Origin of the sequence: Streptomyces kanamyceticus, from assembly GCF_008704495.1 — a bacterium.
Lineage (GTDB): Bacteria > Actinomycetota > Actinomycetes > Streptomycetales > Streptomycetaceae > Streptomyces > Streptomyces kanamyceticus.
The window spans coordinates 4,981,869-5,006,938 of record NZ_CP023699.1 but is presented as its reverse complement, the minus strand read 5'-3'; the positions used below and the strand labels follow the sequence as shown (position 1 = coordinate 5,006,938).

Genomic DNA, 25,070 nt, shown 5'->3' with positions numbered 1-25,070 from the left:
AGGGCCATCCTCGTCGTCCGGGTCGCTGTCGGGTTGAGATCGTCTACGAGGTTCCGGTCAATCAGTGCTGATGGGGTAGCGCCACTGGAAGTGGCCCAGTGCCCGCGCCCTGGCTTCGACGATGGCCATGCGCGCGTCGCGTTCCGCCGTGTCGACGTGCGCGGCCTGGCCGGTCGCCTGGCCTTCCCACTTGCGGTAGAGCAAGCCGACCTCGGACGAGAACCAGCCGCGGGAGGTCGAGTTCAGGGCGAGCAGGAGGCCCGTGTCCTCGGACGCGGGCAGCGCCATCCAACCGCCCAGGGCCACGAGGAGATCGCGGCGGACAAAGAGTGTCGCCGGGTGGACCTGCGCGCGGTAGTCGTGGGACGCCCAGTAGTCGAGCACTTCCTTGCGCTCGACAGGGCCGTGCTCGGGGTCACCGGGGAAACCGACAGTGGATCCGTCGGGGAGTAGATCGAGTACGCGTGACGTCGCCCAGCCGATGGATCGGTCGACTTCGAGGGCTGCGAGGTCGCGGGCCAGCGCGCCGGGCGCGAGCTGGTCGTCGGCGTCCAGGACCTTGACGTACTCGCCGTCCGCGCCAGCCAGAGCGATGGTTCGAGCGACCCCGGGGCCTCCCGGGCGTCCCTGCTTGAACGTGATCCGGTCGTCGGCGGGGACGTGGGGCGCGACCTGGTCGGTCGTCCCGTCCTCCTGGATCAGCCAGTGCCACTCCCAGCCCTCGGGCAACTCCTGCTCGCAGAGGGACTTGTACGCGTCGGGCAGGAAGCGCGCCGACGGTGTGTGAACGGCCGTGACGATGATGATGCGCCGGCTCACGGCTCACCACCTTTCCAAGTGAGTCGTGAAGAGCATTTCCGTACGGTCGCCGGGCAAGATCACGTCGGACATCTCGACGGCCCGGCCCTCGATGTCGTACGAGGTCTTGCGGAGCACGAGGACCGCGGTGCCGGGCGGTAGGCCGAGTTCCTCGGCTTCCTCGGATGCCGGAGGACGAGCCGTGACGCGCTCCTCCACCCGATCGATCTCGATGCCGACCGTGGAGAGCTGGTTCATGGTGCCGCCCGGCCACGGTTCCTTCGTGTCGTCCAGGAGGTCGGGGTTGGACTCGACGAGGCTCCGGACCAGGTACGAGGTCACCAAGGTGAAGGGCGAGCGCTCGGCGCCGTACCGGGTTCGGTAGCTGCGTTCCACGAGCGGCGTGCCTTCGGCGACCCCCATGGCGTCGCTGATCTCCTTGGGCGCCTCGGTCTCGCGGTACGAGGCGTGGAAGACGAGGTCGTTGACCTCCAGGCCGGTGTCGTGCTCGGTCGAGCCCGTTTCCAGCCGCTTCGTCTCTGGCTCGTGAGCGCGGCTCTTCTCCCACTGGTGCCGTGCGTTGTCGCGCTGTACGAGTGTGCGGGGCCGGCGAACGAAGGTTCCTACGCCGTGCCGCTTCTCGATCAGCCCCTCTGCCTGGAGGACACGCAGGGCCTGTTGGACGGTCGGCCCGCTGCGGCCGCTGCTCTCGATGAGGTCCGCCTCGGACGGCAAGCGGTCGCCAGGCCTGAACTGACCCGCGCGGATCTGCTCGCGAAGCTTGTCCGCGATCGTCTCGTAGGCCTTCGCCATCGCTGCGCACCGTCCCGTCGTTCGACGCGGTTCAGGATACGACTCCTCAAGAGGTCTTGATGAGCTGGGGAGGCGCGCGCGTCATGGCCTTGGCAACTTCTCAAGAGGGCTGGAGGACATGACCTCTTAGGGACCACGAACGCTGGGCCATCACCGCCGAGACGGCACGCGGCGTAGCAGAGTTCACGAGGCTCGGTGCTTCTGTTCGCCCGGGGCGAGGCTCCCAGCGCAAGTGAGATGGCAGGCAAGACTGGGAGTCTTCGATGAGTCCTGTCAGCCCCACAGTGGCGTAACGCCGAGAAGGCCGGTGGATCGGAAGATTCACCGGCCTTCTTCGTGTGTCCGTCCCCCGGAGCGGCGATCTGTGCTGCTCACAGGGGTGAAGCGGGGTATCTGCTCGTTTCCTGGTGGGGTGGAGTTGATGTTGGTGGGGCGTGAGTACTTCAACCACCAGCCCGATACTGACCGTCACTTCCGGCCGCACCGATCTGGGCAGGGGCGCTGACGCCGCGCCCTGCGACATAGTCGTCCTCTCCTGCGTCAGGATCGGCGACACCCTGGCCCTCCAGCTCGTGGGCGAGATCGACCACTACAGTGCCGGTCCGTTGCGCGTGATGCTCGCGTCGGCAGCCGCCCAGGGGTACACCGGTCTGACGTTGGACACCTCCCGTGTCACCTTCTGCGATTCCGGGCTCTTCCTTGTGCTCGATTTCTGGTCGCTGCGGGGGCGGCGGCTGCGACTGGTGAACACGTCGCGGGCCGTGCGGCGGCTTCTGGAGGTCGCGGTGTAGGAGCGGACGTGCGAAGACCCCCGGTCCGTAGGGCGGGCCGGGGGTCTTCGGAGTCTTGGTTGCGCGCGGGCGGTGAGCCCGGTGACACCGTGGTGACTACGGCTCCGCGGCGAGTGCGGGTTCCTGCGCGGCGGTCTCAGCCTCGGCTTCCGTGTCCGTCGTGGGCAGGTGCCGGCAGCTGGGTGACGATCCATGGGCCTCGGCGCGGATGCGCTGCTTCATCGTCGGGGGCAAGGACCGTTCGTACGCCATCGTCCAGTGGGCCATGGCCGGTGCGGGTGCACACACCGTGGCGGTGCGTGCGTTCGTGGTGTCCTGTACCGCCGTGGCCGCGGTGGCCGTCGTGGTGAGTCCCAGCGCGGCGAACAGCGCGAGCAAGGCGGTGACGATCGTGGTCCACAGCTTCATGGCCTTGGTGCCGGTCATGGCCCCTCAATTCAGGTTGGGCGATTTGCGTACTTTCCTCATGATGTGTATGCGGGGCCGAGAGTGGTGGACCGACGCACGCGCCGCGTCGATGTTCAGATGAACACCACCCGGATGGCCCCAAGGGCCCCGAGAAGGGGCAAGAGCGGCGAAAGTCACAATGGACGGGATCCGCTGGGAGCGGCGGCATCCGGTTCGACTGCTGCGCGGGGGGCGGTAGTTGGGGTGGATCCAGGTCACCGATCGATATCGATCGGTGTGTATAGTCGGGCGCCAGAAGTCCCCTACGTCAAGGAAAGACGAGGTCGCACGGTGAAGAAGCTTCTCCTGGTCGCACTGGCCGCCATCGGCGGGCTCCTCGTGTACCGCCAGATCCAGGCGGATCGCGCCGAGCAGGATCTGTGGACGGAGGCGACTGACTCCGTGCCCACGGGTTCGTGAGCATCGACAACAGTCACTTCACAAGCCCCGGTCGCTTTGCGGCCGGGGCTTCGTGTTGCCCGGACCGGCCGCATGTGCCCGCGATATTCGCTCGTGTGAACGAGTTGATTGCGTAAGCGAACGTCAGGGGTGGGGCGGGGCCGCCGAAGGCGGGTTCGTGGTGGTGTTTCCGCGGCGTCGCGCGGGCAGGACGGTCGGGATGGGTGGGACGGCTGGGTTCACGACGAGGGGTGGCGCGTGATGGGGCGGCGGCTGACCGAGGGCCGGGCGGCACGAGGGGGCGGGGGCCGGGCGGCGCGGCGGGGCAGGTGTCGGGCGGCGGCCGCGGTCGCCGCCATGTCGATGTGCGTGGTGGCGGGGCTTGAGGGGCAGGGCGCCGCCGCGGGGACGCCGAGCCCCTATGCCTTCGCCGAGGGAGCCGAGGCGGTCGACGGAGCGGTGAGCAACGTCGAAGGGCCCCTGCTCGTGGCGGGGGCGACGTACAAAAGCTCCCTCCCGCGCGTGGGACAGCGTTTTTACCGTCTTGAGCTCAAGGCCAAGGAGAACGCGTACGTCTCCGCCACCGCTGTCCCGAAGCTCGGCACGAAGGTCTCGTACGCCGACGGCCTCAAGGTGTCCGTCCAGGACGCCAACGGCTACAACTGCAGTCCCCTGGACTCGGAGAAGGCGCGGTTCGGCTCGTCGGAGAGCGCACGGCCCATCACGGCGACGGCGTCCCGGAGGGTCGGTGCCGACGAGAAGAGCTGTACAGGGGAGGGCACTTACTACGTGCTCGTCGAGCGGATCAGCGATCCCGAGACCACCCAGGAGGAGTGGGACCTGGAGCTGCGCGTCGCCTCGGAACCCGCCCTGCGGACGGCGGGGACGACGAAGCCTCCGGAGACATGGGATTCCGCCTCCCCCGAGCCGCCGACCGGCGCCCGGAAGCCGCGCGAGGGCGGCACGAGCTTCAACAAGGCGCGCGGGCTTGAGAACGGGGTCTGGGGGGACCGGCTGGAGCCCGGGGAGACGCGCTTCTACCGGGTTCCGGTCGACTGGGGACAGAGCCTCTCGGTCGGTGCCGAGCTCGGCAGTTCCGGCGGGGGCCTCACCGAGGACCGGGGGTTCGTCTCGACCGCGCTGGTCATGTCCCTGGCCAATCCGGTGCGGGCGCAGGTCGACGACGCGGACACGGCGTACGACGGAAAGCAGAACGTGACGGCCCTGGGGTCGCTGCCGCCGGTCGCCTACGAGAACCGTTTCGCCCCCGAGGGCAAGGTGTCCGCGATGCGCTTCGCGGGCTGGTACTACCTGTCGGTCCATCTGAACCCTGACGTGGCGCGGAAGTTCGGCAGGGCGCCGCTGGACGTGACGCTGCGGATCAACGTTGAGGGGTCGCCGCGGCCGGGGCCCGCGTACGCCGGAACGGCGAAGCCCGCCGACGAGTTCAGCGTCACCGAGCGGGACACGGAGGCCGCGAGGCGTGGGGAGTCGGACGCTTCGGCCGCCTCGACCGGTGGGGGCGGGTACGACGACCGGGTGATGGCGGTGGTCGCCGCCGGGGGGATCGGGGCCGGTGTGGGGCTGCTGGCGATCCTCGGTGTGTGGACGCTGATCGCGCGGCGGAGGGCGGCGGCCGTGGCTCTGCGGAGGGCTTCGGCCGTGTCGGGAGCGGGCCAGTCCGCAGCTCCTGCGGCGCAGTTCGGGCCGCCGCGGGGCTGGTAGCGGGATCTGGGTTCGCCGGCGGCCTGTCAGATCTGTGCCAGGGCCCAGAATCCGACGGTGAGGCAGGCCAGCGCGATCAGCAGCATCGGGACCGCCACCTTCGCGGGCGGGCCCGGTCGGCGCGGGCGGACGCGGGAGTGGGAGTGGGAGTGGGCGTGCGCGGGGCGGGGTTGAGTGGCTACCTGGCTCGGGGCTGCCTGGTTTGGGGCCGCGTGGCTCGGGGCCGCCTGGCTCGGAACTGGCTGGCTCGGAGGCGGAACCTGAGCGGCGTGAGCGGTGTATGGATAAGTAGGAGCGTGGGGGCGATTCACCGAGGACGTCACGGCGGCGGCATGTGAGGGGTCGTCGGCCGGGGCGCGGTGGGCCTGATGGGGGGAGGTCGCATGCGTGGGTTCGGGCGTGGGTGCCTGCGGGGGCACCGGAGCAGGGGGAGTGAACGGCGAGGGCGGCGCGGTCGGCTGCTGGGGCGGCGGGAGAGGGAAGCTGCCGGTATCCGAGGCGGTGGACGGGGCCGAGGCGGTGGATGGATCCGGCACTGTGGACGAATTCGAGCCAGTGGGCGGATCCGAGACGGCACGCGGGCCCGGCGTGAGGGACGGATCCCATCCGAAGGACCGATCCGATGTGACGGGCGGACCGGATGCCGAGGCCGGGTGCGATGTCGACGTGGGGAGCGGCGCGGGGGCGGCCATCGGGCGTGGCGGCGTGGTGGGCGCCTCAGGGATCACGGGAGCGGGCGCATGGCCCGGGGCGGGAGGCACGTGGCTCGGGGCCGGGACCGAGCCCTGGGCGGGGGTGCGCCGTGGTGCGGAGTTGAGGGGACCGTCGGGGCCGAACCCCGTGGGCAGGGGCGCGAGTTGGTCGAAGATCTCGACGAGTTCGTCGTCCGGGCCCGGCTCGGGCAGCATCTCGGCGGCCGATGCCAGGGCCTTGCGCGCGCCCGTGGCGGTGCGGAAGCGCGTCTGGGGGTCCGGTTGGAGCAGCGTGGCGATGACCTGCCAGAGCGGTTCGGGCATGCCCTGCGGGGCGCGCGGGGTGCCGTGCTCGGCGAAGTGCTCGATCAGCGCCTTGGCGTCCGGCTTGGCACCTTCGAGGAGATACAGGGCGACCAGGCCGACGGCGAAGAGGTCGGCGGGGAAGTCCGGTTCGGCGCCCATCATCTGCTCGGGGGCGAAGTAGCCGGGCGTGCCCACCACATAGTCGGTCTCGGTCAGCCGGGGCTCGCCCTTGCGCATCGAGATGCCGAAGTCGGACAGGCGCAGGTGCGGGCGGCCCGCGCCAGTGGCCTCGAGCAGGATGTTGGCGGGCTTGATGTCGCGGTGGACGACGCCCTCGGCGTGGACCGCGGCGAGGCCGGAGAGGAGCTGGTCGAGGAGCGTGCAGGCGAAGCGGGGTGGCAGCGGGCCGTAGTCCCCGATCACATGGGCCAGCGAGCCGCCGGCGACCAGGTCCATGGTGAACAGGACCTTGTCGTCGTCGGCGGCCCAGCTGGCGGGCGCGAGTACATGGGGGTGGTCGATGCGCAGGGCCTGTTCCCGTACGAACCGCAGGAGCGAGTGTGCGTCGCTCTGCTGCAGGACCTTGGCGGCCACATACCGGTGCCGTCGGTGGTCCCAGGCCCGCCAGACCGCTCCGACTCCCCCGTGTCCGACCGGATCGACCAGTTCGTACCGGCCTGCGAAGACCTCACCCATGGTCGCGCTCCGCTCCCCTTCCGGGCCGCGCGGCGGCCCGGCCGACGGCTCAGCTCTGGTGCGCCTCGTAGTGGGCGACCGCGTCCGCGGTGCGCCCGGCGCCGTACACCTTGAGGAACTCTGCCAGTTCCGGGTGGGTGGGGGCGAGGGAGTCCGCGGCATCGATGATGTCGCCGGCCGCCGCGACGGAGCGCAGCAGTGACTGGATCTCGCGCACCACGCGCTTGACCGTGGGCGCGCCCGAACTGGTCGCTGTCTGCGAGGTGTTGGTGAGGACGGAGCCGCCCTGGGACTTCTTGATCTCGTCCATGCGGTCCGTCGCCTCGGCGGCGCTCACGCTGCCGTCCGCCACCTGACCGGCCAACTCCTGCAGGAGCTGGACGCGTTGGACGACGGCGGGGTTGCCGATCTTGGCGCGCTGACCGCTCATCAGCTGGGAGAGCATCGGGGCGGACAGGCCAAGGACTCCGGCGAGCCGTGCCTGGTTCAGGCCCAGGTCATCGATGAGCCGACGGAAGAGCGCCCCCAGCGGCTCCCCGTACCAGTTCCGCTGGAGCTCTCGTGCTCTCGCGGTGGTGTCTTGTTGTGCGGCGTCCATTGCGTCTCCCCATCGCTTCCCCTAAGACCGCGGTTCGCTGCCGCGAACCACGTCGAGCATCTTACGGAGCGTGGTCGTGGACCGGGACCCCCAATCCTTTTGCGAGATCCGGGGGGTGACCCGGTACTCTGGTCTGCGGTGCTCACCGGAGACGTGGTTCTCGCGGTCCGGTGCATCGTTTTCGGGGCCTTAGCTCAGTTGGTAGAGCGCTGCCTTTGCAAGGCAGATGTCAGGAGTTCGAATCTCCTAGGCTCCACTCAGTAAATGCCCCCTGGCCTGCGGAAACGCAGTTCCAGGGGGCATTTCTCATGCCCGCGTGGGCATATCCGTGCCCGCTTGTCCGCCCTGCGGCGGGTGCACCGTTCTGGTTCTCCCCGCGCGCCCGGAGTGGTTCCCGTACGAGGTCAGGAGGGGCCACGAGGTCTACTCTGAACCTCGATGGCGCACGGGGAAGGGGGATGCCGGTGGACGGCTGGATATGGGTGCTGCTCATCATCTTCTGGACGGGTGGCTTCGCGTGGGTGGCCGATAACGTCCGTACCGCTCTGCGCAACCGGCACGAGCGCAAGATGGAGGTCCTGGAGGCCGCGAAGCAGGAGCGGCTGGCCCTCGAAGCGGCGCAGCAGCCGCCGGAGCCGGTGTGCGGGTGCACGCACCACCTCGCCAAGCACGACAAGCAGGGGCGGTGCCATGAGCGGGTCGAGGCGCCGACGGAGTGGGACGAGAACAAGAAGCCGCTGAGGTACGAGGCCGGTCAGTGCAACTGCCAGCAGTACGTGGGTCCGCAGCCCCTGTCGCAGGTGTTCGCCGAGGAGCTGACGGACCGGGCCTGAGCGGGCGGTCCGGGGCGGTGGCGGGGTAGGGGAACACCCCGGCGTCACCTACCCCATCGCCGTACTTACGGTGCTGCCCGAGGCCGTGCTCCTCGGCCGACGGGTCTTCCTGCGGGCGGAGCGAAAGGTGCAGACGACGGGGGCACTGACCCAGTTCTGACGCTGCGGGGCCCGCCGGATCCGGTGCCCGGTGCTAGCCTGGGGCTATCTAACACTGTTAGGAAGAGTGCCCGGGGGCCTCTGCGGGCACCGGATCCAGGGGGTTACGTGACTGCCGACGCTGCCGCTCCGATAGGTCTCCCCGGAGGGCCCTACGACCCCCCGCACGTCCGCGTGCTCTCCCTGGCCGCGGCGAAGTGGGTCTCCCAGCCGATCGCCGTCCTGGCCTCCCTGGGGGTGGCGGACGCGCTGGTGGACGGGCCCCGCACGGTGGACGACCTCGCGGCCGCGGTCGGCGCGCGGGCCGGTGCCCTGGGGCGCTGTCTGCGCGCCGCCGCGTCGGTCGGTGTCTTCGCCGAGCGGGAGGACGGGACGTACGAACTGACGCCCATGGCCGGGAGCCTGCGGGCCGATGCGCTCGACTCGATCCGCAACTGGGTCCTGATGCTGAACCAGGGCCCCATGTGGGACTCCTTCGGGAAACTGGAGGAAGCCGTGCGCACCGGGCGTTCCGCCTTCGAAGTGGCGCACGGGCGGCCGCTGTTCGAGCATCTCGACAAGGACGTGGAGTTCCGCGGCGTCTACGAGTCGGCCATGGGCGAGCTCACCTCGGAGCTGGCCGGGGAGCTGGCACCGGCCATCGACTTCAGCGGCTACGGCACGCTCGTCGACCTCGGCGGCGGAGACGGCGAGCTGCTCGGCACCCTGCTGCGGCACTGTCCGGACAGCAGGGGCGTGCTCGTGGAGCGTCCGCACGTCGTGGAGCGGGCCAGGGTGCGCCTCGCCGAGCTCGGTGTCGTGGACCGGACAAGCCTGGTGGCGGGGGACGCGACCGAAGAGGTGCCGGCGGGCGGGGACGCGTACCTGATCAAGAACATGCTGCACTGTTTCGACGACGACACCGCCCTTGCCGTGCTGCGCAGGGTGCGCGAGGCGGGCGGCGACGACGCGCGGCTCTTCGTCATCGAGGTCGTGGTGCCGCCGGGCAACGGCTTCCACTGGGCGAAGCTCATCGACATCGAGATGCTCGCCGACAACGACGGCCGTGAGCGCGGCGAGGACGAGTGGCGGGAGCTGCTCGGCCGTGCCGGGTTCGAGCTGGAGCGCGTCGTACCGGCGACGCCGCCGCAGTCGGTGCTGATCGCCAGGCCCGTCTGACAGAAGCCGACAGAAGTCGACGAGAAGCCGACAGAAGGAGAGATCTCATGCGAGCACCGTGGAAGGGCGATCCCGTCGAGCGCGCCCGCAACCGCGCCAGGCAGCGGGAGCTGCAGCGTCAGCAGGACGCGGAGCAGGCCCGCAACCGTGAGCGCCAGGAGCGTGAACAGGCCGAGCGGGACGCCAGGCAGGCGCGGGACGAGCAGAACGATCGCCGATAGCGGGATGAGCGGAGCGACCGCCGTCCTGGCTCAGTCGTGGTGCCGGTTCTCCAGGCGGCTGCGCAAGCCGTCGAGCAGGCGGTCGAGACCGTAGGTGAAGCGCGCCTCGATGTCGGGGCGCGCGAGCCGGGCGCCGACGGCCACGACGTTCGGATACTCCTCGGGGGAGAGCCCGGCCAGGCGTTCGCGCGCCGCCTCAAGGAACTCCTTGGGGTCCGCGCCGCGTGCCACGTCGGCCGACAGCGGCGACGTCTCGTGCAGGACGAAACCCTGGACGTACTGCGTCAGGGAGTAGAGCGAGTCCGCGGTGTCCTGGTCGTCGAAGCCCGCGCGGCGCACCGCGCCGAGGATGACCTCCGCATGGCGCAGGAAGTGCGGCCCCAACTGGAGCCGCCCCGCGAGCACGCGGCCCGAGTCCCGCTTGGACAGCAGGTAGGCGCGGTACTCGAGCATCATGTCGCGCAGCTCGGTCCGCCAGTCGCCGTCGGTGCGGACGTGGGCGTCCAGGCGCAGATCCGCGAGGAGGGCGTCGGCGAGCAGGTCGAGGAGCTCGTCCTTGTTGCGGACGTACCAGTACAGGGACGGCGCCTGGATGGACAGCTCGTCGGCGAGGCGGCGCATGGAGAGGGCGTCGAGGCCGTCCCTCTGGAGCGTGCGCAGCGCGGCGTCGGTGACGGCCTCCAGCGTGATCGCGGGCCGTGGCTGTCGCCGGGTCGTGTTCGCGGCACGCTGGGCTCCCATGCGCCGGCTCCCTCCTGCAAGCTCCGCCCCGGTGAACCGGGCTGGTCCTCTAACTATGTTAGAGGACCATGGCCGCCCGCTCCTCAGCGCAGTTGGGGCAGGACCTCGTCCCTGAAGAGCCGGAAGCTGCGCTCCATCGTCGCCCCGTCCTGGCCGCCGAAGTCGACCTGCCACAGGAAGGTGTCGACGGAGAGGAAGTCCCGTAGCTGGCGGGCCCGTTCGAGGACGGTGGCGGGCGATCCGACCACCGCCGTCCCCAGGCTGCGGAAGTCGGCGATGTCGAGGTTGCGCAGGGTCAGCGCCATCTGGGAGTACGTCGGGTAGTCCTTGGACGAGGTGTGCATCCATGCCTCCGCGGCCTCCGCCCACACGGTCAGGTACTCGCGGAGCAGCGGGTCGGCCGTCTCGTACGCCTCGTCGTCGGTCTCGGCGACGTAGAGCGGGATGGAGACCGCCACGCGCGGGCGAGGCCCGTCGGGGGTGGAGCCGTGCACGTCCTCGAACGTGTCGAGGTAGACCTCCACGAGGTCGCGTACGCCCGCCAGGTCCTGCTGCCGGGGCGGCGGCGTCACGAGCAGCCCGAAGCCCTGCTCGGCGAGCCAGGCGAAGCTCTGCCGGGAGCGGACCGCCGCGCCCCACACCGGCGGATGCGGGCGCTGCACCGGAGCGGGCAGCGAGGTGGCGTCGCGGAACGAGAAGAAGGGGCTCTCCTCGCTCACCTTCTCCTCGGTCCACAGTCGCAGGACGGCCGCGATGGTGTGGTTGAAGCGGTCCCTGGACTCGTCCATGGAGACCCCGAACGCGGCGAACTCGTACGGCATCCAGGCACGTGCGAAGCCGACGTCGAGGCGGCCGCCGCTGAGCGCGTCGACCATCGCGGTGTGCGCGGCGAGCTGGATGGGGTGGTGGAAGGCGGGCAGGACGCAGCCGGTCATGAGGCGGATCTGGGAGGTCTGCGCGGCGACGGCGGCGAGGAAGGTCAGGGGGCTCGGACAGTAGCCGCCGTACTCCTTGAGGTAGTGCTCGGTCATCTTCACGTAGTCGAGCCCCGCCTCGTCGGCGAGGCGGGATATCCGCAGTACGTCCTCGTAGTACTCGCGGGCGCCCCGGGTGGCGGGACGGCAGTCCGGAAGCAGTGAAATGCCGTGTTGCACGGTGTTTTCCTCTCAGTCGGGCTTCGAGATCACCGGCGGCCTGCGCCGGTTGCCGCAGAGCGTTGTTTCACGTGAAACGCTCGCCTCCTCGTTCCTTCACCCCTTCGCTCCTCGCTTCCTTGTTTCACGTGAAACAGCCGCTTCCCTTCGGTCGGGATGAGCAGGGCGAAGAAGGCGGCATCGGCCGCGAGCAGGGGCACGAGCGTGCCGCCGCGCCAGTACAGGACGGTGTGCACGGTGGCCATGAGTAGAGCGGGCGCCCAGGCCTCCGGAGTGCGGCGCCGACCGGCGGGCATGCCCCGTACGACGACGGTGATCTGGGCGAGGACCGCGACGCCGACGGCCAGCCACGCACCCGCACCCGCGAGCGCCTCGGTGAGCGTCGCCCGGAAGACGGTCTCGTCGCAGAGCACGGCCGCGGCGAGCGCGACGACGCCCCACAGGCCGGGCCCGGCGACCCGGGCCCTCGCCTCCTCGGCCACGTGCCCACGGGCGAGTCCGAGCCAGTGCGTGCGTCCGGCGGCGGCGGTGGTGGTGCGCGCCGCGGCAGTGGCGGGCCGGGGCCGTGGCATCCTGCGCGCGGCGGCGAGCACCGGGCGCGTGCCGCGCAGGGCGTCGGCGGTGTCCGCCACGACGCTGGTCAGGAAGGCCGCTGCCGCGAACTCCCCGCATCCCAGGGCGAGTCCGATGAGCAGCAGCGGCACCGTCGTGGCGTCGGGTGCCGTGAGGTTCCAGGACAGGACACCGACGGCGAACGCGGTCGCCACGGTCATGGCACCGGCCGCGGCGGCCGCCAGGGAACGCGCCCTGGCCGGGGCGAGTCCGGTCAGCCGTCCGGTGAGCCACGGCGCGAGGAACCCGTACGCGGCGGCCGCCACCGCGAGCGTGAGTCCGCCGCCCACCACGGGCCCGGGGCCGCTCATGACGCCACCGCCGGGCCGCTCATGACGCCACCGCCGGGCCGCTCATGACGCCACCGCCCCGCGCACCGTGTTCTGGTAGCGCCAGATCCGTACGTTGAAGAGCGCGTGTGTCACGACCGCGCCGAGCACGCTGCCCGTCACCAGTGTGATCGCGAGAGCTGTCACCGAGAGCGGGAGTTTCGCCGCGACCTGGGCCCAGCCGAAGAAGATGTGCGAGAGCGCGAACGCGCCCGTCGCCGCGAGCAGGATCAACACCCGGGCCGTGATGCCCTGTTGGGTCAGGGCGACGCCGGTGAGCGTGCCACGGAACACGCACTCCTCCAGCACGCCCACCGCGACCAGCCAGCCCAGCGGCAGCGCCACGTCCGTGTCCCGGTGGCTCGGTGTCCACTGCTGCTTGGTCGTCGTGGCCGATGAGGCTCCCGCGAGGCGTGCGGCCTGCCCGACGGGGCGGGTGGCACGGGCGCGCGGCGCGGTGGCGGGGGCCCGGCCGCCACGGGTGGCCGAGCGGGCGGCCCGTCGCCCCAGCCGCCGTGTGATCAGCGTGTCCGCGGCGGCCACGAGGGGCGCGACGGCGGCGCCGAGCAGCGGGCTGACCAGCAGCCCCCAGCCGACGCCCGACCCGAGCACCCGGGGACCGACCACCAGCAGCCCGCACCCGGCGACGACCGCGAGCACCGCGGCGTACACCTGGAGCGTGTGCATGCCGCGGTGGTCGAAGAAGCGCACGTGCAGATGTGAGGCGAGCGCCAGGCACGACAGCGCGCACAGGGTGAGCGCGGCGAGTGCCGGTTCTCGCAGCTCAGGGGTATGGATGAGGGACGTCATCGGTAAAGCCCCCGTAGTCGGCGAAGCGCGGGTGCGCGGCCGGGACGGCGCTGGGCAGCGGCAGGCTGACCGTGTCGGGCGACCACACCCGCATCGCGTGGAAGCCGAGCGCCCGCAGGTCGCGGGTGGTCAGATCGCCGAAGTAGAGCTGTTTCCCGGAGTGCTCGAAGGCGTCGACCAGGGTGCGTACGGCCTCCTTGACCGGGCGGTCGTCGTCCGGCGGAAGTTCGGAGGCGGCGCGTTCGGTGTGCAGGGCGAAGCGTCGCTCCACCGTGCGCGCGCCCTGGGACGTGGCGTACAGGCCGACGTTGCCCTCCAGGTCGTAGATGTCCTGGTCGGCGGGTGTGCCCTGCACCGCCTGCTCGACCGCGACCCAGGCGGCGAGCCACTGCACACCGGCCGCCTCCAGGAGCGCGCGGTACATCGCGCGGGCGAGCGAGGCGCCGCTGCCGAGCCCGATGGCGACCTCGGGCACGAGCCCCGGCGGCTGGCGCAGCAGGCAGGCGATGGTGAAGCCGGGCAGGTCGGGGCTGGGCAGGGCGTGGAATTCGGGTCGTGGGGCGGAGGCGGGGAAGTACGTGTCGACGATCGCGTCGAGGTGGCGGGTGCGGGCGTCGGGACGGATCAGGACGCTCTCGGTGCGCCCGTACCAGTGCCCCATCGCGGCGTCGACCTGCACGACTTCCTCAAGTGCCGCGCGCAGGGCGGCCTGTGGAGTGGTGTGTGTGGCGGTGCCGGTGGTGACGGCGGGCAGCGTCCAGGGCTCCTCGCGCTCGCGGACGTAGCCGAGCAGGAAGCGCTGGGCGGGCACCCAGCACCGCGAGCCGTCCGTCAGGGAGCCGACCCGCAGCCACCCGGAGGGCGCCTCGGGGTCGAAGGGGTCGAAGGGGAAGCCCGCACGCTCGTACTGCTCGTCGGTGAAGAGCCGGAAGGCGTCCGGCGGCAGCACCGGTTCGCCCCGTGCGGCCAGTTCGGCGTACGAGAGGTGATGGATCTCGAAGCGTCCGTCGAGGGCCGCGGCGTATCCGGAGTAGCGCTCAAGGGTCTCGGCGAGCGAGCGGATGTGGCTCTCGAACGGGAAGATGCCGTAGCCGCCGATGTGATAGCTGCCCGCCTTCGGCGGCGGCTGGTCCTGGCGTACGTGCACGCCCGTCATGTCGGCGGTGCCGACCAGGAGCCGGGGTCCGCCCGGATAGCGCGTCAGGAAACCCATGGACGTGGTGATCCCGCAGAGCGGTCCGTGCATGCGGGCGCGCAGCCGGTGGACGCGGGTGTCCTCGTCCTGGTGGAGCGTGAGCCGCATCAGCCCTCCAGCCAGGTGCGCGGGTCGAAGTGGAGCGTCTCGTCGTCGCGTTCGGGCACCGGGCCGCAGCCGGGGCAGCCGGGCAGCGGAAGCACCTCCTGGTAGGCGATCTCCATGCTCGGCAGGTAGCAGCCGAGGACCTTCTCGACGGTGAACGTCGAGCCGCAGCTGAGGTAGTTGGTCGCCTCCATCGCCAGGTGCGAGCAGAGCAGGGACTGCACGGGGCCGTAGACGGGCGGGGCGCCCGCCAGGACGGCGGAGCGGGCGAGCGCCGTCTTGTAGCGCTGGTATCCGGCGCTCTCGCGGAGGTTCATCGTCACGCGCGTCTCGAAGCACTCGAAGCACGCGGAGCGCCCGGCCAGCATGGTGGGGCCGACAAAGAGGAAGGGGCCGTCCACCGCCGCGTACGTCCAGTCGATGCTCGCGGCGCGGGTGAGCCGGTTGAGGAGCTGGGCGCGTACCGGGTCGACGGTCTTCTCGGCGAGCAGCAGATAGCTGTCCCGCCAGGGGCGCAGCGTCTCGACGGCCTCTTCGAAGGCCAGTCCGTCGTGGAGCACGGCGGGGGCGAGGGCGTCGAGGCGGGCGCGTACGGGGTGGTCGGCGCCCGGTATGAGGACGTCGCCGGTGACCTCGGGGGGCAGCAGGGACGCGGTGCGCTCGCACAGGTCGGTGTCGCCGAGCAGGACGACGCCCGACGCGACGGGCTCCGCGGTGCGGCCGCCGAGGGCGGCCATGTCGGCGAGGTAGGCGTCCAGGGCGTTGCCAGGAGCCTCCTCGATGGCGTCGAGGCCGTAGAGGTGGTCGACCAGGGCCTCGACCTCGACCCGCGAGACGCCCTCGCGCTTGGCGAGGTCGCGCCGGGAGAGCGTGCCGTCGAGGCCGCTGATCAGGTTGAAGAGGGTGCCGGAACGGGAGTCGTCGGTGAGCGTGTAGGACTTGGCGTTCCACACACCGGTGCGCAGCTCCACGACGTCGGGGCTGTGGCCGATGACGGAGAAGGAACGGCGCACGCGGGGCTGCCCGTTGTCTGTTGGCTGCCGGTTGTCTGTCATGCGAAGCCTCTCTGCCGCTCTCCGCGGCCTTCTGTACGGCCGGAGGCCGGATCGCCGCGGCCTTCGGTACGTCCGATCCGGTCGCGCTAGGTCAGGCCGCGCCGAGCAGCACGGTGTGCAGCAGCGTCCTGTGCACGCCGTCCAGGCCGAGTGCGGAGTGCGCCTCGTCGTCGTAGAAGCCGGAGAAGTCCACGCTCTCCAGGCCGAGTCCGGTGGCGGCCAGATGGGCGTTCTGCGCGATGCCGCCCGCCTCGTGGAACATCGAACGCATGCCCCGTGGCCCGTACTTGCGCATCGAACGCCAGGGGTTGCCGACGAGCAGGAGCACCGCGGCCGCGCGGTCGAAGTCGATGGAGCCGTCCTGCGGGTCGAAGGAGGCGATCAGCTCGGTGACCGCCGCCGGGCCCGCCTGGGCGGCGAGCGACTCCTCCACGGGCAGGAAGCGGTGCAGCCCCGGTTCGAGTCCCGCCACGTTCTGGGCGGCGAGCCAGATCTCCACGGGGTAGAGCCCGCCCGCGCTCGGCACGGTGCGAAATCCCATGGTGAGGGGCGCGCCGTCGGCGAGTTCGATGTCGGCCTCCGCGGTGACCGAACCCGCGAAGCGCAGCACGGAGGTGATCTCGTCGAGGCCGACGGGGGCACCGGAGAAGTCGCGGCCGCTGCGCCTGCGCAGCACCGTCTCGGTGAGGCCCGCGTCGATGTCCGCGCCCTCGGGGAGGGGAGTGCGCGGTGCGCTCCGGCGCGGCACGCGGTCCTGACGGGACTGGACCACGGCCATGACGTCGGAGAAGTAATAGCCGATCGACAGCAGCGCGGAGCGGTCCCAGCGCCGCATTCGCGTGGCCATCAAGAACTCTTCCGCGATGCGCCTGAAGGTTCCCGACGAAAGATTCTCGAAGCGCATCGAGTTGGTTTGCAGGCCGACTCCGGAGGCGTTCGGGCTCATCGTCCGATAGGCGCTCGTGGCCACTGAAGATTGAATAAGGCGCGCTTGTTCAGGGCTGTCCGCATCGCTCACGTAATGGCTCCTGTCGTTCTCTGAATTCACCGACGCGCGGCAGGTCGTGGACCTGCCGCGCGTGGTTTTGCGGGTTACTTGCGGACAACGGCACCGCAGCAGCAGGAACACGCGCCCGGGACCAGAACGGCCTCGTCGCGTCCCGCGCCGAAGGGCTCGAGGGCGGCCTGGGGGGTGCTGTTGCGGTGCTCGGCGACCTTCTCGGACTGCAGCTTCATTACAGTTCCTTCCTGAGGAATCAGTGCGCGTCAGAGCGTATCTGCGCACACTTCTTCGCCTTGTCTGCGTACCTTGTTGATGTTTCTTGCGGTGTGCTTTGTGAGCTTTGACTTCCGGCTCACGGTCCCGCAAACTAACAGTGTTCGTCTAGGTGCACAAGGCTTGTTCGTGAGGACAATTGATTGGTAAACGAAGATTCTAATTCCGTTTTGCTACTTCTTTGAACTGGATAACCGGGAATTTATTGAGTGTCCGCTCTTCTGCTGTTACCAACGACCTCATGGCCCTCGATGGAGCACCTGACGAAGCAATTGATCTCCTGAACCCCGCGTTCATGGCCGATCCCGGGCCCGGCTACGCGCGGCTGCACCGCGTCGACCCGGTGACCCGCGTCCGGCTGCGGCCCGGCCTGAACCCCTGGCTGGTCTGCGGTTACGACGAGGCGATGGAGGTCCTCTCCGACCCGCTGTTCAGCGTCGACCCGGCGAGCACGGGTGACTCCGTCAGGGATGCCATCGCCGTGGGCCGCGCCGAGGAGAAGACCGCGCTGCTCGGCCGCCACCTGCTGAGCGTCGACCCGCCGGACCACACCCGGATGCGCCGGTTGATGTCCCGTGCGCTGACCGCCCGCAGGATGCGCGCCCTCGAAGGGCCGATCGGCGGCTTCGCCGACGCGCTGCTCGACAAGCTCGTGAACCTCGCGGACGGGGGGTACGAGTTCGACGTCCTCGGCGACTACGCACTGCCCCTCGCGGTGGAGGTCATCTGCGAGCTCATCGGCATCCCCGCCGCCGACCGCCCGCGCTTCCAGGAGTGGGGCGCGCTGCTCGTCCGGTCCGAACTCCAGGACGATGCCGCCTTCGACGGAGCCGCCGACGGCATGGCCGGGTACTTCGTCCCGCTCCTCGCGGCCCGTCGCGAGGAGCCCACGGACGACCTGGTGAGCGCCCTGGTGAGCGCGCACGGCGAGGAACAGCTGGACGACTACGAGCTGATCTCCCTCGTCTACCAGCTCTTCTTCGCGGGCCACGAGTCCAGCGCGTACCTCATCTGCAACGCCGTGCTGCGACTCCTTCGCCACCCCGACGAGCGGGCCGCGCTCGCCGCGGAGCCCGCGCTCGTCGACCGGCTGATCGAGGAAGTCCTGCGCGTGGACGGCCCGGTGAAGGTCCCGACCTGGCGTTTTCCGCTGCGGGACACGGAGTTGGGCGGCCGGAAGGTTCGGGCGGGCGAGCCGGTGCTCATCCTGCTCGGCGCGGCGGGCCGCGACCCGAAGCGCTTCCCCGACCCGGACCGCTTCGACAGCGGTCGCACGGGCCGCCAGCACCTGGCGTTCAGCCACGGGATCCACCACTGCATGGGCGCGGCGGTCGGCCGCACGGAGGGCCGGGTCGCGGTGGGCCGCCTGTTCGCCCGCTTCCCCGGCCTCGAACTGGCCGTCCCCGCGGAGAGCCTGCGCTGGCGGGACAACCTGATGATGCGGGGCGTGTGCGAACTTCCGGTGCGGGTGGCGGGCTGAGCCGCGTACGTCTCAAGAGCCAGCGCGCCCGCGTACGTCTCATCGGTGAGCTGACACACGAGCGCCGGACGGGCCCCCGGCGGGGGAATGCGGTGGCCCGTCCGGCTGTCTGTGCGAGGGCTGGGGGCGACGCCTCAGAGGCGTTCGGCCACCTGCCCGGCGGAACCGGAGTCTTCGCTCCCCGTACGCTCCGTCAGTTCGGTCTCGATGTCGTCGCGGTCCCTGCCGCGCACCAGGAAGTACACGGCCACGGCGGTCACCAGGAGCAGCGCGCCGCCGACCCGCTCCGCCAGGTGGAGCCCGTCCACGAAACCGTCGTTGACCAGCGCGGTGATCCGCGCGCTGCCGCCACCGCTGCCCGCGCTCTGGGCCCCGCCCGCCTCGACGGCGCGCACCACCTCGTCGCGCGCGGCGGCCGGTACATGAGCGTCGGTGAGCCGGTCGCGGACGCTGTCCGTCATCCGCGTGGTCAGCAGGGTGCCGAGCACGGCCACGCCGAAGACGCTGCCGAGCTGGCGCGTGGCGTTGCTCGCGCCGGACGCCATGCCGGACCGCGCGGCGGGCACCCGCATCATCACCAGGGTCGAGATCGGGGTGAGGGTCAGGCCGATGCCGAGGCCGACGAGCAGGACGACCCACCAGTACTCCGCGTAGCGGGCGTCCGCGCCGTACAGGGACGCCCCGAACATCGTCAGCGAGGCGAACAGGATGCCGAGTCCGAGGGGGATCGCGCCGCCCACCTTGCTCGTCATCCAGCCCGCGAGCGGCGCGGAGACCATGGCGAGCAGCATGCCCGGCAGGATCGCGAGCCCGGCGCCCACGGCGGACCAGCCGAGCACGGTCTGCAGCCAGAGCATCAGGAAGTACGTGATGGCGAAGAGCCCGAAGTACAGGACGAACCCGGCGATCACCGAGCCGGTGAAGACCCGGTCGCGGAAGAAGGACAGGTCGAGCATCGGCTCGCGCACGCGCAGTTCGGTGATGACGAACGCGATGAGGAGCACGCCGCCCGCGAGGTAGGTGCCGACCACCAGGCGGTCGCTCCAGCCGCGCGAGCCGCCCTCGATGGTGGCGTAGACGATCGCGGACATCGCGGCGACCGAGAGGACGAGCCCTGCCGGGTCGAGGCGGCGTTCGGGGTTGGACGACTCGGGGACCATGCGGACCGCGAGCACGAAGCCGAGCACCGCGATGGGCACGTACATCCAGAAGATGCCCGCCCAGCCGAAGTTCTCCACCAGGGGCCCGCCCACCACCGGGCCGAAGGCCACCGCGGCGCCGGCCACCGCCGCCCAGATGCCGATGGCGGTGCCGCGCTCGCCGCTGTCCGTGAAGACGTGCCGGATGATCGAGAGGGTGTTCGGCATCAGCAGCGCGGCGCCCACGCCGAGCACCGCCTGGGCCGCCACGAGCACCCACACCGACCCCGCGAGCGCGGAGAAGACCGCGCCGCCGAGGAACACGGCGAGGCCCGTGAGGAACGTCTTCTTGCGTCCGAAGCGGTCGCCGCAGGTGCCGCCGGTGAGCATCAGCGCGGCGAAGGCGAGCGAATAGCCGCTGATCACCCACTGGATGTCCTGGATGCCGCCGTTGAGGTCGTCCTGGATGTCGGGCAGCGCGGTGGAGAGCACCGTGCTCTGCAGCATCGTCAGGGCCAGTGGGACACAGAGCGCGGGGAGCGTCCGGTAAGGGCTTGGCCCCTGTCGGGCGGGGGCGTCGACCGCCATCACACACCGTCCTGTCGAGTCGTCTGTCACCGTTCATCTGTCTAACAGTGTTAGACCACTCTAACAGTGTGAGTTTGGGCTCGGGAAGCGGTGGCCGCGGGCTGTTCCACGTGAAACATCGAGCGGGTGCGGGCGATCCGTGACGGAGGGGGCACGGGAAACGCCGAGGGGCGGGAGACCATCCGGTCTCCCGCCCCTCGGCGTTTCTGTCGGCGCTGCGGCTACTCGCCCCGCTCCGCCTCGGCCTGCTTCGCCTGGACCTCGGGGTCGAGAACGGCCCCCGCGCTGCCGTCGACGGAGGTCAGCGTGGTGTCCGGGACCTCCGTGGCGGCCGGCGGCTCGACCAGCCAGTCGGGGTTGGCCTGCTTGTCCCACCACTTCCAGGCGGCGAAGGCGCCGCCCGCGAGGATGCCGAGGACGGCAAGCCTCTTGGTGAGGCGGCCCGCCCTGGCCCGGCGCTCGTGCTTGCGGGCCAGGCGCTGGATCTCCTTCGGCGTGACCTCGCCGCGCAGCGCGGCGAGAGCGGCCACGGCGCGGGCGGCGGCCTCGTCACGGACGGGCTGCGCGGCGGCCACGGCGTGCTCGATGCGCGGCTTGGAGTAGTCCGCGGCCTGCCGGGCAGCGTTGCGGGTGCGGACGGCGGCCTCGTGCGCCGCGTGGTCGACCTTCGGCGGCACGTGCGTGCGGGCCTGCTCGACGCGGGGTGCTACGTGGGCGCCGTACTGGACACGGGCTTGCTCGGCGGCCTGCTGGGCGGCCTGCGACACCTTGGGTGCGAGCCGCACGCGCGCTTCGTGGGCGTAGTGGGCGGCCCGGTCCTTGGCCGTGTCGGCGTAGGGCGCCACCGCGTCCGCGGCGTGACGCACGCTGTCCTTGGCCGAGCCGGTCGCGGCGCGCACGCTGTCGATGCGGGTCACGGGATCCTCCTCCTCGGTGGCGTATAGGTATGTCACCTTTCCACCCTTTCAGGGATCATGCCTTCTGGATGTGAAGAAGGCATGCGAGGGCGGGCATCCGGGTCACTTGCGCGTTCCGTTCAATTCGATTGATTCGGTGCAAGAAGAGCTCTTCGCCGACAATGCCACGGATGGCTTCGGTGCGCGCCCAGTCGGCGGCTACTCGTCCCAATCCGGTCCGTGCGAGGATCGGGGGGTCACAGAAGACAACGGAAGGCAGATCGTGGCTGAGCAGCTTTACGCCACCCTGAAGACCAACCAGGGCGACATCGTGGTCCGGCTCCTGCCGAACCACGCGCCCAAGACGGTCAAGAACTTTGTTGAGCTCGCTCAGGGCGAGCGCGAGTGGGTCCACCCCGCGACCGGCAAGAAGACCTCGGACCGCCTGTACGACGGCACCGTCTTCCACCGTGTGATCAGCGGCTTCATGATCCAGGGCGGCGACCCGCTGGGCAACGGCACCGGCGGTCCGGGCTACGAGTTCGAGGACGAGTTCCACCCGGACCTCGCCTTCGACAAGCCCTACCTGCTGGCCATGGCCAACGCAGGTCCGGGCACGAATGGCTCGCAGTTCTTCGTGACTGTGTCGCCGACCGCGTGGCTGACCCGCAAGCACACCATCTTCGGCGAGGTCACCGACGAGGCCAGCCAGAAGGTCGTGGACGCCATCGGCACCACGCAGACCAACCCGCGCACCGACCGCCCGGTGAACGACGTGGTCATCGAGTCCGTGGTCATCGAGACCCGCGACGCCTGATCCACGCGTACCGACGCGCGTCAGTGCGTCGTGCGTCAGCGTGAGGGAACCAAACCGCCCCGCCCGTCCGTAAGGAAGGGCGGGGCGGCGCGTTGCCACGCGTGCCGTCGCAGTGCCTTCGTACGGAGATTGAGGGGACCCCCATGGACCAGGCGCCAGGCAGCCCGCAGGAGCCGCAAGGGGCGTCGGCCCTGCCCGGGTGCTACCGGCACCCGGACCGTGAGACCGGCATCACCTGCACGCGCTGCGAGCGGCCCATCTGCCCCGAGTGCATGATCAGTGCCTCGGTCGGCTTCCACTGCCCGGAGTGCGTCAGGGACGGCTCGGGCACCGGGCACGCGCCGACGGCCAATCAGCCGCGCACCGTCGCGGGCGGCGCCGTCACGGCCGACCCGCGCCTGTTCACCAAGGTCCTGGTCGGGATCAACCTCGCCCTCTTCGTGGTGCAGCTCGCGGCCGGGGACAGCTTCACGGACCGGTTCGACCTGCTCGGGCGGGCCTACGTCCCGGAGCTCGGCTCGGTCGAGGGCGTCGCCGAGGGCCAGTGGTACCGCCTGGTGACGGCGATGTTCCTGCACAGCAGCTATATGCACATCGCCTTCAACATGCTCAGCCTGTGGTGGATCGGCGGCCCGCTCGAAGCGGCGCTCGGCCGGGCCCGCTACCTCGCGCTCTACGCGGCCTCGGGCATCGCGGGCAGCGCGCTGACGTATCTCATCGCCGAGCCTAACCAGCCCTCGCTCGGGGCGTCCGGCGCGATCTTCGGTCTGTTCGGCGCGACCGCGATCCTGATGCGGCGGCTCAACTACGACATGCGGCCGGTCATCGCGCTGCTGGTGCTCAACCTGATCTTCACGTTCGGCTGGAGCAACATCGCGTGGCAGGCCCACATCGGCGGCCTCGTCGGCGGTGTCGTCGTCGGCTACGCGATGGTGCACGCGCCCCGCGAGCGGCGGAACCTCATCCAGTACGGCAGCGTCGCGCTGATCGTCCTGGTGTCCCTGGTCATGGTCGTCGTCAGGACCGGCCAGCTCACCTGACGTGCTCGCGTTGTCCACAGCGTGTGCCGGATCTTGTGCATGCTGTGGGGAACAACCGTGCCCCTTGTCGCTGACCTGGGTTTCCCCAGGAAGGACAAGGGGCGAGCGGCGAACGGAGATCCGGTGGGCCAGTCACACCGGCGTCAACCTCCGGAGAGTTATCCACAGATCTTCAGACCTTTTCCCCATGTGGATAGCGCTGTGGATAACTCAGGGCAAGGCTTGTGCGTGGAGCGCGGACGCGCTCCGTGGTCCCGCGCCTACTTCCACTGCGTGGAGACGCCGAATCCTGCCGCGATGAAGCCGAAACCGACCACGATGTTCCAGTTTCCGAGCGGGTCGATCGGCAGCTTGCCGTCCGTGACGTAGAAGACGACGATCCAGGCGAGCCCGATGAGGAACATCGCCAGCATCACCGGAGCCACCCAGCTGCGGTTGGTCAGCTTGATGCTCGTCGCCTTCTTCGAGGGCGGCGGTGTGTAGTCGTCTGCCTTCTTGCGGATACGTGACTTCGGCACGAGGGTCTCTCCTGTCGATGCGCTGCGTGGCCGCGCAGGTAACTGTCGTCTGTCGCCGGGCGGGGTGCTACGGGGAGCTGAGGCCTCCCCCGGGCGTCCGTTAGCGTAGTGCTTCCGCGGCGCTGAAGGAGATAAGGGTACGTTGAGCAATTCTGCCGACTCCCACAAAGGTGCCGGTCGCCGCCCCCGCTGGCGCCCGGTTCGGGTGCTTACGGGCGCTGTGTTCGCGCTGGCCGGGCTGATCTTCTTCACCAGTTTCAACACGGCCAAAGGCACCAACATCCGTACGGACGCGTCCCTGTTGAAACTCTCCGACCTCATCCAGGAACGCAGCCACAAGAACGGCGAGCTCGACGAGTCCAACGGCACCCTGCGCGACGACGTCGAATCGCTCGCGCAGCGCGACAACGGCGGCACCAAGGCCGACGACGCCCGGCTCAAGGCCCTGGAGGAGAACGCGGGCACCAAGAAGCTCGACGGCGAGGCGGTCACCGTCACCCTCGCCGACGCCCCGCCGAACGCCACCGCCAAGCTGCCCGGCTACCCCGAGCCCCAGCCGAACGACCTGGTCATCCACCAGCAGGACCTCCAGGCCGTGGTCAACGCGCTCTGGAAGGGCGGTGCCGAGGGCATCAAGGTCATGGACCAGCGCCTGATCTCCACCAGCGCCGTGCGCTGCGTCGGCAACACTCTGATCCTCCAGGGCCGGGTCTACTCCCCGCCGTACAAGGTGACCGCCGTCGGCGACCCCGACAAGCTCAAGAACGCGCTCGCCGCGTCGCCCGAGATCCAGAACTACATGCTGTACGTCAACGCGTACGGCCTCGGCTGGAAAGTGGACGACGACGGGGCGGTGACTCTTCCCGGCTACTCGGGCACAGTGGATCTCCACTACGCGAAGCCCGTGGCGTAGCGCCCGGAGTAGCACCCAGGGAGGGGCCGTCCTGTGTCGGTGCGCGTGCTCGTCAGGACGTTCAGCGAACTGTGCGTCACCGTCGGCACGTTGATCGTGCTCTTCGTGGTGTACGTCCTGTTCTGGACCGGCGTGAAGGCCGACAACGCCATGGACAGCCAGATCGACCAGCTGCAGGACCGGTGGGCGCGGGGCGCGCTCGCCACGGGGACGGGCGACAAGGGCGACGGCGACAACGGGGCCGATGACGCCTCGCCGCAGAAACCCGCCCCCTACAAGGACGGCAAGGCGTTCGCCGTCATGTACATCCCGCGGTTCGGTTTCACGTGGAACAAGCCGGTGCTCCAGGGCACCGGCACCGACGTCCTCAAGAAGGGCCTCGGCCACTACGGCTCCACCGCCCAGCTGGGACAGAAGGGCAACTTCTCCGTGGCCGGTCACCGCCGCACCTACGGCGACCCGTTCAAGGACTTCCCGAAGCTGCGCCCGGACGACGCCGTCGTCCTGACCGACGGCGTCACCTGGTTCACGTACCGCATCGACAAGAGGCCCTACAAGACGCTCCCCGGCGACATCGGAGTCATAGATCCGGTCCCTCGCAAATCGGGCTTCGACGGCCCCGGGCGTTACCTCACCCTTACGACCTGTGAACCAGAGTGGGGCCACAGCCACCGGCTGATCGTCTGGGCACATCTCGATGCCACCCAGCCCGTGGAGGCCGGGAAACCGGAGGCACTGCGCCGTTAGTCTGGTGCCGTACGGCGAG

Annotated in this window: 27 protein-coding genes and 1 tRNA gene; 12 read left to right on the top strand and 16 right to left on the bottom strand. The window is 70.2% G+C overall.

The features are described from left to right. Window positions 1-57 precede the first annotated feature (57 nt). Complete coding sequence (locus tag CP970_RS21190) at window positions 58-819, bottom strand: glycosyltransferase family 2 protein (RefSeq protein WP_055544646.1); 762 nt, start codon at window positions 817-819, stop codon at window positions 58-60. Between the two features lie 3 nt (window positions 820-822). Further along, entirely contained in the window at window positions 823-1,611 is a 789-nt protein-coding gene (locus CP970_RS21185; protein ID WP_055544647.1) for a GntR family transcriptional regulator, read from the bottom strand. 434 nt (window positions 1,612-2,045) lie between these two features. Between CP970_RS21185 and CP970_RS21180 the strand changes: the two genes are divergently transcribed. Next, window positions 2,046-2,402 carry an STAS domain-containing protein gene (locus CP970_RS21180; RefSeq protein WP_055544648.1) on the top strand — a complete coding sequence of 119 codons (357 nt, stop codon included), beginning with the start codon at window positions 2,046-2,048 and terminating at the stop codon, window positions 2,400-2,402. A gap of 96 nt (window positions 2,403-2,498) precedes the next feature. Here the strand turns inward: CP970_RS21180 and CP970_RS21175 are convergent, their stop codons facing one another. After that, window positions 2,499-2,828 (bottom strand): DUF6344 domain-containing protein, encoded by a 330-nt coding sequence (locus CP970_RS21175; RefSeq protein ID WP_055544649.1) that lies wholly within the window; start codon window positions 2,826-2,828, stop codon window positions 2,499-2,501. A 312-nt stretch (window positions 2,829-3,140) separates the two neighbouring features. Between CP970_RS21175 and CP970_RS45035 the strand changes: the two genes are divergently transcribed. Both CP970_RS45035 and CP970_RS21165 read left to right on the top strand, forming a co-directional pair. After that, window positions 3,141-3,269: a DLW-39 family protein gene (locus tag CP970_RS45035; RefSeq protein WP_003999697.1), complete on the top strand. Its 129-nt coding sequence runs from the start codon at window positions 3,141-3,143 to the stop codon at window positions 3,267-3,269. Window positions 3,270-3,509: 240 nt separating this feature from the next. Next, complete coding sequence (locus tag CP970_RS21165) at window positions 3,510-4,973, top strand: hypothetical protein (RefSeq protein WP_191094939.1); 1,464 nt, start codon at window positions 3,510-3,512, stop codon at window positions 4,971-4,973. Window positions 4,974-4,999: 26 nt separating this feature from the next. On the opposite strand, the gene CP970_RS21160 is transcribed toward CP970_RS21165, so the two are convergent. Beyond that, window positions 5,000-6,667: a serine/threonine-protein kinase gene (locus tag CP970_RS21160; RefSeq protein WP_150493705.1), complete on the bottom strand. Its 1,668-nt coding sequence runs from the start codon at window positions 6,665-6,667 to the stop codon at window positions 5,000-5,002. Between the two features lie 49 nt (window positions 6,668-6,716). Next, on the bottom strand, window positions 6,717-7,265 hold the full coding sequence (locus CP970_RS21155) for a helix-turn-helix domain-containing protein (RefSeq protein ID WP_055553425.1): 549 nt from the start codon (window positions 7,263-7,265) through the stop codon (window positions 6,717-6,719). A gap of 183 nt (window positions 7,266-7,448) precedes the next feature. Between CP970_RS21155 and CP970_RS21150 the strand changes: the two genes are divergently transcribed. The 4 genes from CP970_RS21150 (at window position 7,449) to CP970_RS44270 (ending at window position 9,636) form a co-directional block, all read left to right on the top strand. Next, window positions 7,449-7,521 (top strand) — tRNA-Ala (locus CP970_RS21150). A gap of 208 nt (window positions 7,522-7,729) precedes the next feature. After that, entirely contained in the window at window positions 7,730-8,098 is a 369-nt protein-coding gene (locus CP970_RS21145; RefSeq protein WP_150493703.1) for a hypothetical protein, read from the top strand. 267 nt (window positions 8,099-8,365) lie between these two features. Then, on the top strand, window positions 8,366-9,415 hold the full coding sequence (locus tag CP970_RS21140; protein ID WP_150493701.1) for a methyltransferase: 1,050 nt from the start codon (window positions 8,366-8,368) through the stop codon (window positions 9,413-9,415). Between the two features lie 47 nt (window positions 9,416-9,462). Further along, window positions 9,463-9,636 carry a hypothetical protein gene (locus tag CP970_RS44270; RefSeq protein WP_157877789.1) on the top strand — a complete coding sequence of 58 codons (174 nt, stop codon included), beginning with the start codon at window positions 9,463-9,465 and terminating at the stop codon, window positions 9,634-9,636. A gap of 30 nt (window positions 9,637-9,666) precedes the next feature. On the opposite strand, the gene CP970_RS21135 is transcribed toward CP970_RS44270, so the two are convergent. The 8 genes from CP970_RS21135 to CP970_RS44265 form a co-directional block, all read right to left on the bottom strand. Then, window positions 9,667-10,377: a TetR/AcrR family transcriptional regulator C-terminal domain-containing protein gene (locus CP970_RS21135; protein ID WP_055553431.1), complete on the bottom strand. Its 711-nt coding sequence runs from the start codon at window positions 10,375-10,377 to the stop codon at window positions 9,667-9,669. Window positions 10,378-10,460: 83 nt separating this feature from the next. Beyond that, window positions 10,461-11,531 carry an LLM class flavin-dependent oxidoreductase gene (locus tag CP970_RS21130; protein ID WP_055553434.1) on the bottom strand — a complete coding sequence of 357 codons (1,071 nt, stop codon included), beginning with the start codon at window positions 11,529-11,531 and terminating at the stop codon, window positions 10,461-10,463. A 29-nt stretch (window positions 11,532-11,560) separates the two neighbouring features. After that, window positions 11,561-12,454, bottom strand: a complete 894-nt coding sequence (locus CP970_RS21125) for a CPBP family glutamic-type intramembrane protease (RefSeq protein ID WP_055553436.1) — start codon at window positions 12,452-12,454, stop codon at window positions 11,561-11,563. A 42-nt stretch (window positions 12,455-12,496) separates the two neighbouring features. Continuing rightward, the gene (locus tag CP970_RS21120; protein WP_055553438.1) at window positions 12,497-13,282 is read right to left on the bottom strand and encodes a CPBP family intramembrane glutamic endopeptidase; all 786 of its coding nucleotides are present in this window, start codon (window positions 13,280-13,282) and stop codon (window positions 12,497-12,499) included. Further along, a complete protein-coding gene (locus CP970_RS21115; protein ID WP_055553439.1) occupies window positions 13,257-14,585 on the bottom strand; it encodes a YcaO-like family protein in 1,329 nt (442 codons plus the stop codon). The genes CP970_RS21120 and CP970_RS21115 overlap by 26 nt, the downstream gene beginning before the upstream one ends. Next, the gene (locus tag CP970_RS21110) at window positions 14,585-15,637 is read right to left on the bottom strand and encodes a TOMM precursor leader peptide-binding protein (protein WP_150493699.1); all 1,053 of its coding nucleotides are present in this window, start codon (window positions 15,635-15,637) and stop codon (window positions 14,585-14,587) included. The genes CP970_RS21115 and CP970_RS21110 overlap by 1 nt, the downstream gene beginning before the upstream one ends. A gap of 91 nt (window positions 15,638-15,728) precedes the next feature. Continuing rightward, window positions 15,729-16,484: a SagB/ThcOx family dehydrogenase gene (locus CP970_RS21105; protein ID WP_157877790.1), complete on the bottom strand. Its 756-nt coding sequence runs from the start codon at window positions 16,482-16,484 to the stop codon at window positions 15,729-15,731. A gap of 245 nt (window positions 16,485-16,729) precedes the next feature. After that, window positions 16,730-16,873, bottom strand: coding sequence for a hypothetical protein (locus tag CP970_RS44265; protein WP_157877791.1), 144 nt, complete (start codon window positions 16,871-16,873; stop codon window positions 16,730-16,732). A gap of 281 nt (window positions 16,874-17,154) precedes the next feature. On the opposite strand from CP970_RS44265, the gene CP970_RS21100 reads away from it, so the two are divergent. Further along, entirely contained in the window at window positions 17,155-18,393 is a 1,239-nt protein-coding gene (locus CP970_RS21100; protein WP_055553446.1) for a cytochrome P450 family protein, read from the top strand. A gap of 134 nt (window positions 18,394-18,527) precedes the next feature. On the opposite strand, the gene CP970_RS21095 is transcribed toward CP970_RS21100, so the two are convergent. Together CP970_RS21095 and CP970_RS21090 are read right to left on the bottom strand one after the other, a co-directional pair. After that, entirely contained in the window at window positions 18,528-20,120 is a 1,593-nt protein-coding gene (locus tag CP970_RS21095) for an MFS transporter (RefSeq protein ID WP_079043882.1), read from the bottom strand. A gap of 221 nt (window positions 20,121-20,341) precedes the next feature. Continuing rightward, a complete protein-coding gene (locus CP970_RS21090; protein WP_055546557.1) occupies window positions 20,342-21,037 on the bottom strand; it encodes a DUF5324 family protein in 696 nt (231 codons plus the stop codon). Between the two features lie 262 nt (window positions 21,038-21,299). Here CP970_RS21090 and CP970_RS21085 point away from each other — a divergent pair, with 262 nt between their 5' ends. Then, window positions 21,300-21,833, top strand: coding sequence for a peptidylprolyl isomerase (locus CP970_RS21085; protein WP_055546556.1), 534 nt, complete (start codon window positions 21,300-21,302; stop codon window positions 21,831-21,833). A 143-nt stretch (window positions 21,834-21,976) separates the two neighbouring features. Continuing rightward, window positions 21,977-22,873 (top strand): rhomboid family intramembrane serine protease, encoded by an 897-nt coding sequence (locus CP970_RS21080; RefSeq protein WP_055546548.1) that lies wholly within the window; start codon window positions 21,977-21,979, stop codon window positions 22,871-22,873. A 260-nt stretch (window positions 22,874-23,133) separates the two neighbouring features. On the opposite strand, the gene crgA is transcribed toward CP970_RS21080, so the two are convergent. Next, window positions 23,134-23,391, bottom strand: a complete 258-nt coding sequence (gene crgA, locus CP970_RS21075; protein WP_055546546.1) for a cell division protein CrgA — start codon at window positions 23,389-23,391, stop codon at window positions 23,134-23,136. Window positions 23,392-23,533: 142 nt separating this feature from the next. On the opposite strand from crgA, the gene CP970_RS21070 reads away from it, so the two are divergent. Further along, on the top strand, window positions 23,534-24,304 hold the full coding sequence (locus tag CP970_RS21070) for a DUF881 domain-containing protein (protein ID WP_055546544.1): 771 nt from the start codon (window positions 23,534-23,536) through the stop codon (window positions 24,302-24,304). A 39-nt stretch (window positions 24,305-24,343) separates the two neighbouring features. Next, window positions 24,344-25,051 (top strand): class E sortase, encoded by a 708-nt coding sequence (locus CP970_RS21065; protein WP_055546559.1) that lies wholly within the window; start codon window positions 24,344-24,346, stop codon window positions 25,049-25,051. Window positions 25,052-25,070: the final 19 nt, after the last annotated feature.

Excerpts from the sequence above, each read along its gene's own strand:
- CP970_RS21115 (WP_055553439.1), bottom strand. The coding sequence starts at position 14,585 with ATGCGGCTCACGCTCCACCAGGACGAGGACACCCGCGTCCACCGGCTG.
- CP970_RS21155 (WP_055553425.1), bottom strand. The coding sequence starts at position 7,265 with ATGGACGCCGCACAACAAGACACCACCGCGAGAGCACGAGAGCTCCAG.
- CP970_RS44265 (WP_157877791.1), bottom strand. The coding sequence starts at position 16,873 with ATGAAGCTGCAGTCCGAGAAGGTCGCCGAGCACCGCAACAGCACCCCC.
- CP970_RS21080 (WP_055546548.1), top strand. The coding sequence starts at position 21,977 with ATGGACCAGGCGCCAGGCAGCCCGCAGGAGCCGCAAGGGGCGTCGGCC.
- CP970_RS21125 (WP_055553436.1), bottom strand. The coding sequence starts at position 12,454 with ATGAGCGGCCCCGGGCCCGTGGTGGGCGGCGGACTCACGCTCGCGGTG.
- CP970_RS21185 (WP_055544647.1), bottom strand. The coding sequence starts at position 1,611 with ATGGCGAAGGCCTACGAGACGATCGCGGACAAGCTTCGCGAGCAGATC.
- CP970_RS21135 (WP_055553431.1), bottom strand. The coding sequence starts at position 10,377 with ATGGGAGCCCAGCGTGCCGCGAACACGACCCGGCGACAGCCACGGCCC.
- CP970_RS44270 (WP_157877789.1), top strand. The coding sequence starts at position 9,463 with ATGCGAGCACCGTGGAAGGGCGATCCCGTCGAGCGCGCCCGCAACCGC.
- CP970_RS21105 (WP_157877790.1), bottom strand. The coding sequence starts at position 16,484 with ATGGCCACGCGAATGCGGCGCTGGGACCGCTCCGCGCTGCTGTCGATC.
- CP970_RS21175 (WP_055544649.1), bottom strand. The coding sequence starts at position 2,828 with ATGACCGGCACCAAGGCCATGAAGCTGTGGACCACGATCGTCACCGCC.
- CP970_RS21120 (WP_055553438.1), bottom strand. The coding sequence starts at position 13,282 with ATGACGTCCCTCATCCATACCCCTGAGCTGCGAGAACCGGCACTCGCC.
- CP970_RS21095 (WP_079043882.1), bottom strand. The coding sequence starts at position 20,120 with ATGGCGGTCGACGCCCCCGCCCGACAGGGGCCAAGCCCTTACCGGACG.
- CP970_RS21100 (WP_055553446.1), top strand. The coding sequence starts at position 17,155 with ATGGCCCTCGATGGAGCACCTGACGAAGCAATTGATCTCCTGAACCCC.
- CP970_RS21110 (WP_150493699.1), bottom strand. The coding sequence starts at position 15,637 with ATGACAGACAACCGGCAGCCAACAGACAACGGGCAGCCCCGCGTGCGC.
- CP970_RS21165 (WP_191094939.1), top strand. The coding sequence starts at position 3,510 with ATGGGGCGGCGGCTGACCGAGGGCCGGGCGGCACGAGGGGGCGGGGGC.
- CP970_RS21160 (WP_150493705.1), bottom strand. The coding sequence starts at position 6,667 with ATGGGTGAGGTCTTCGCAGGCCGGTACGAACTGGTCGATCCGGTCGGA.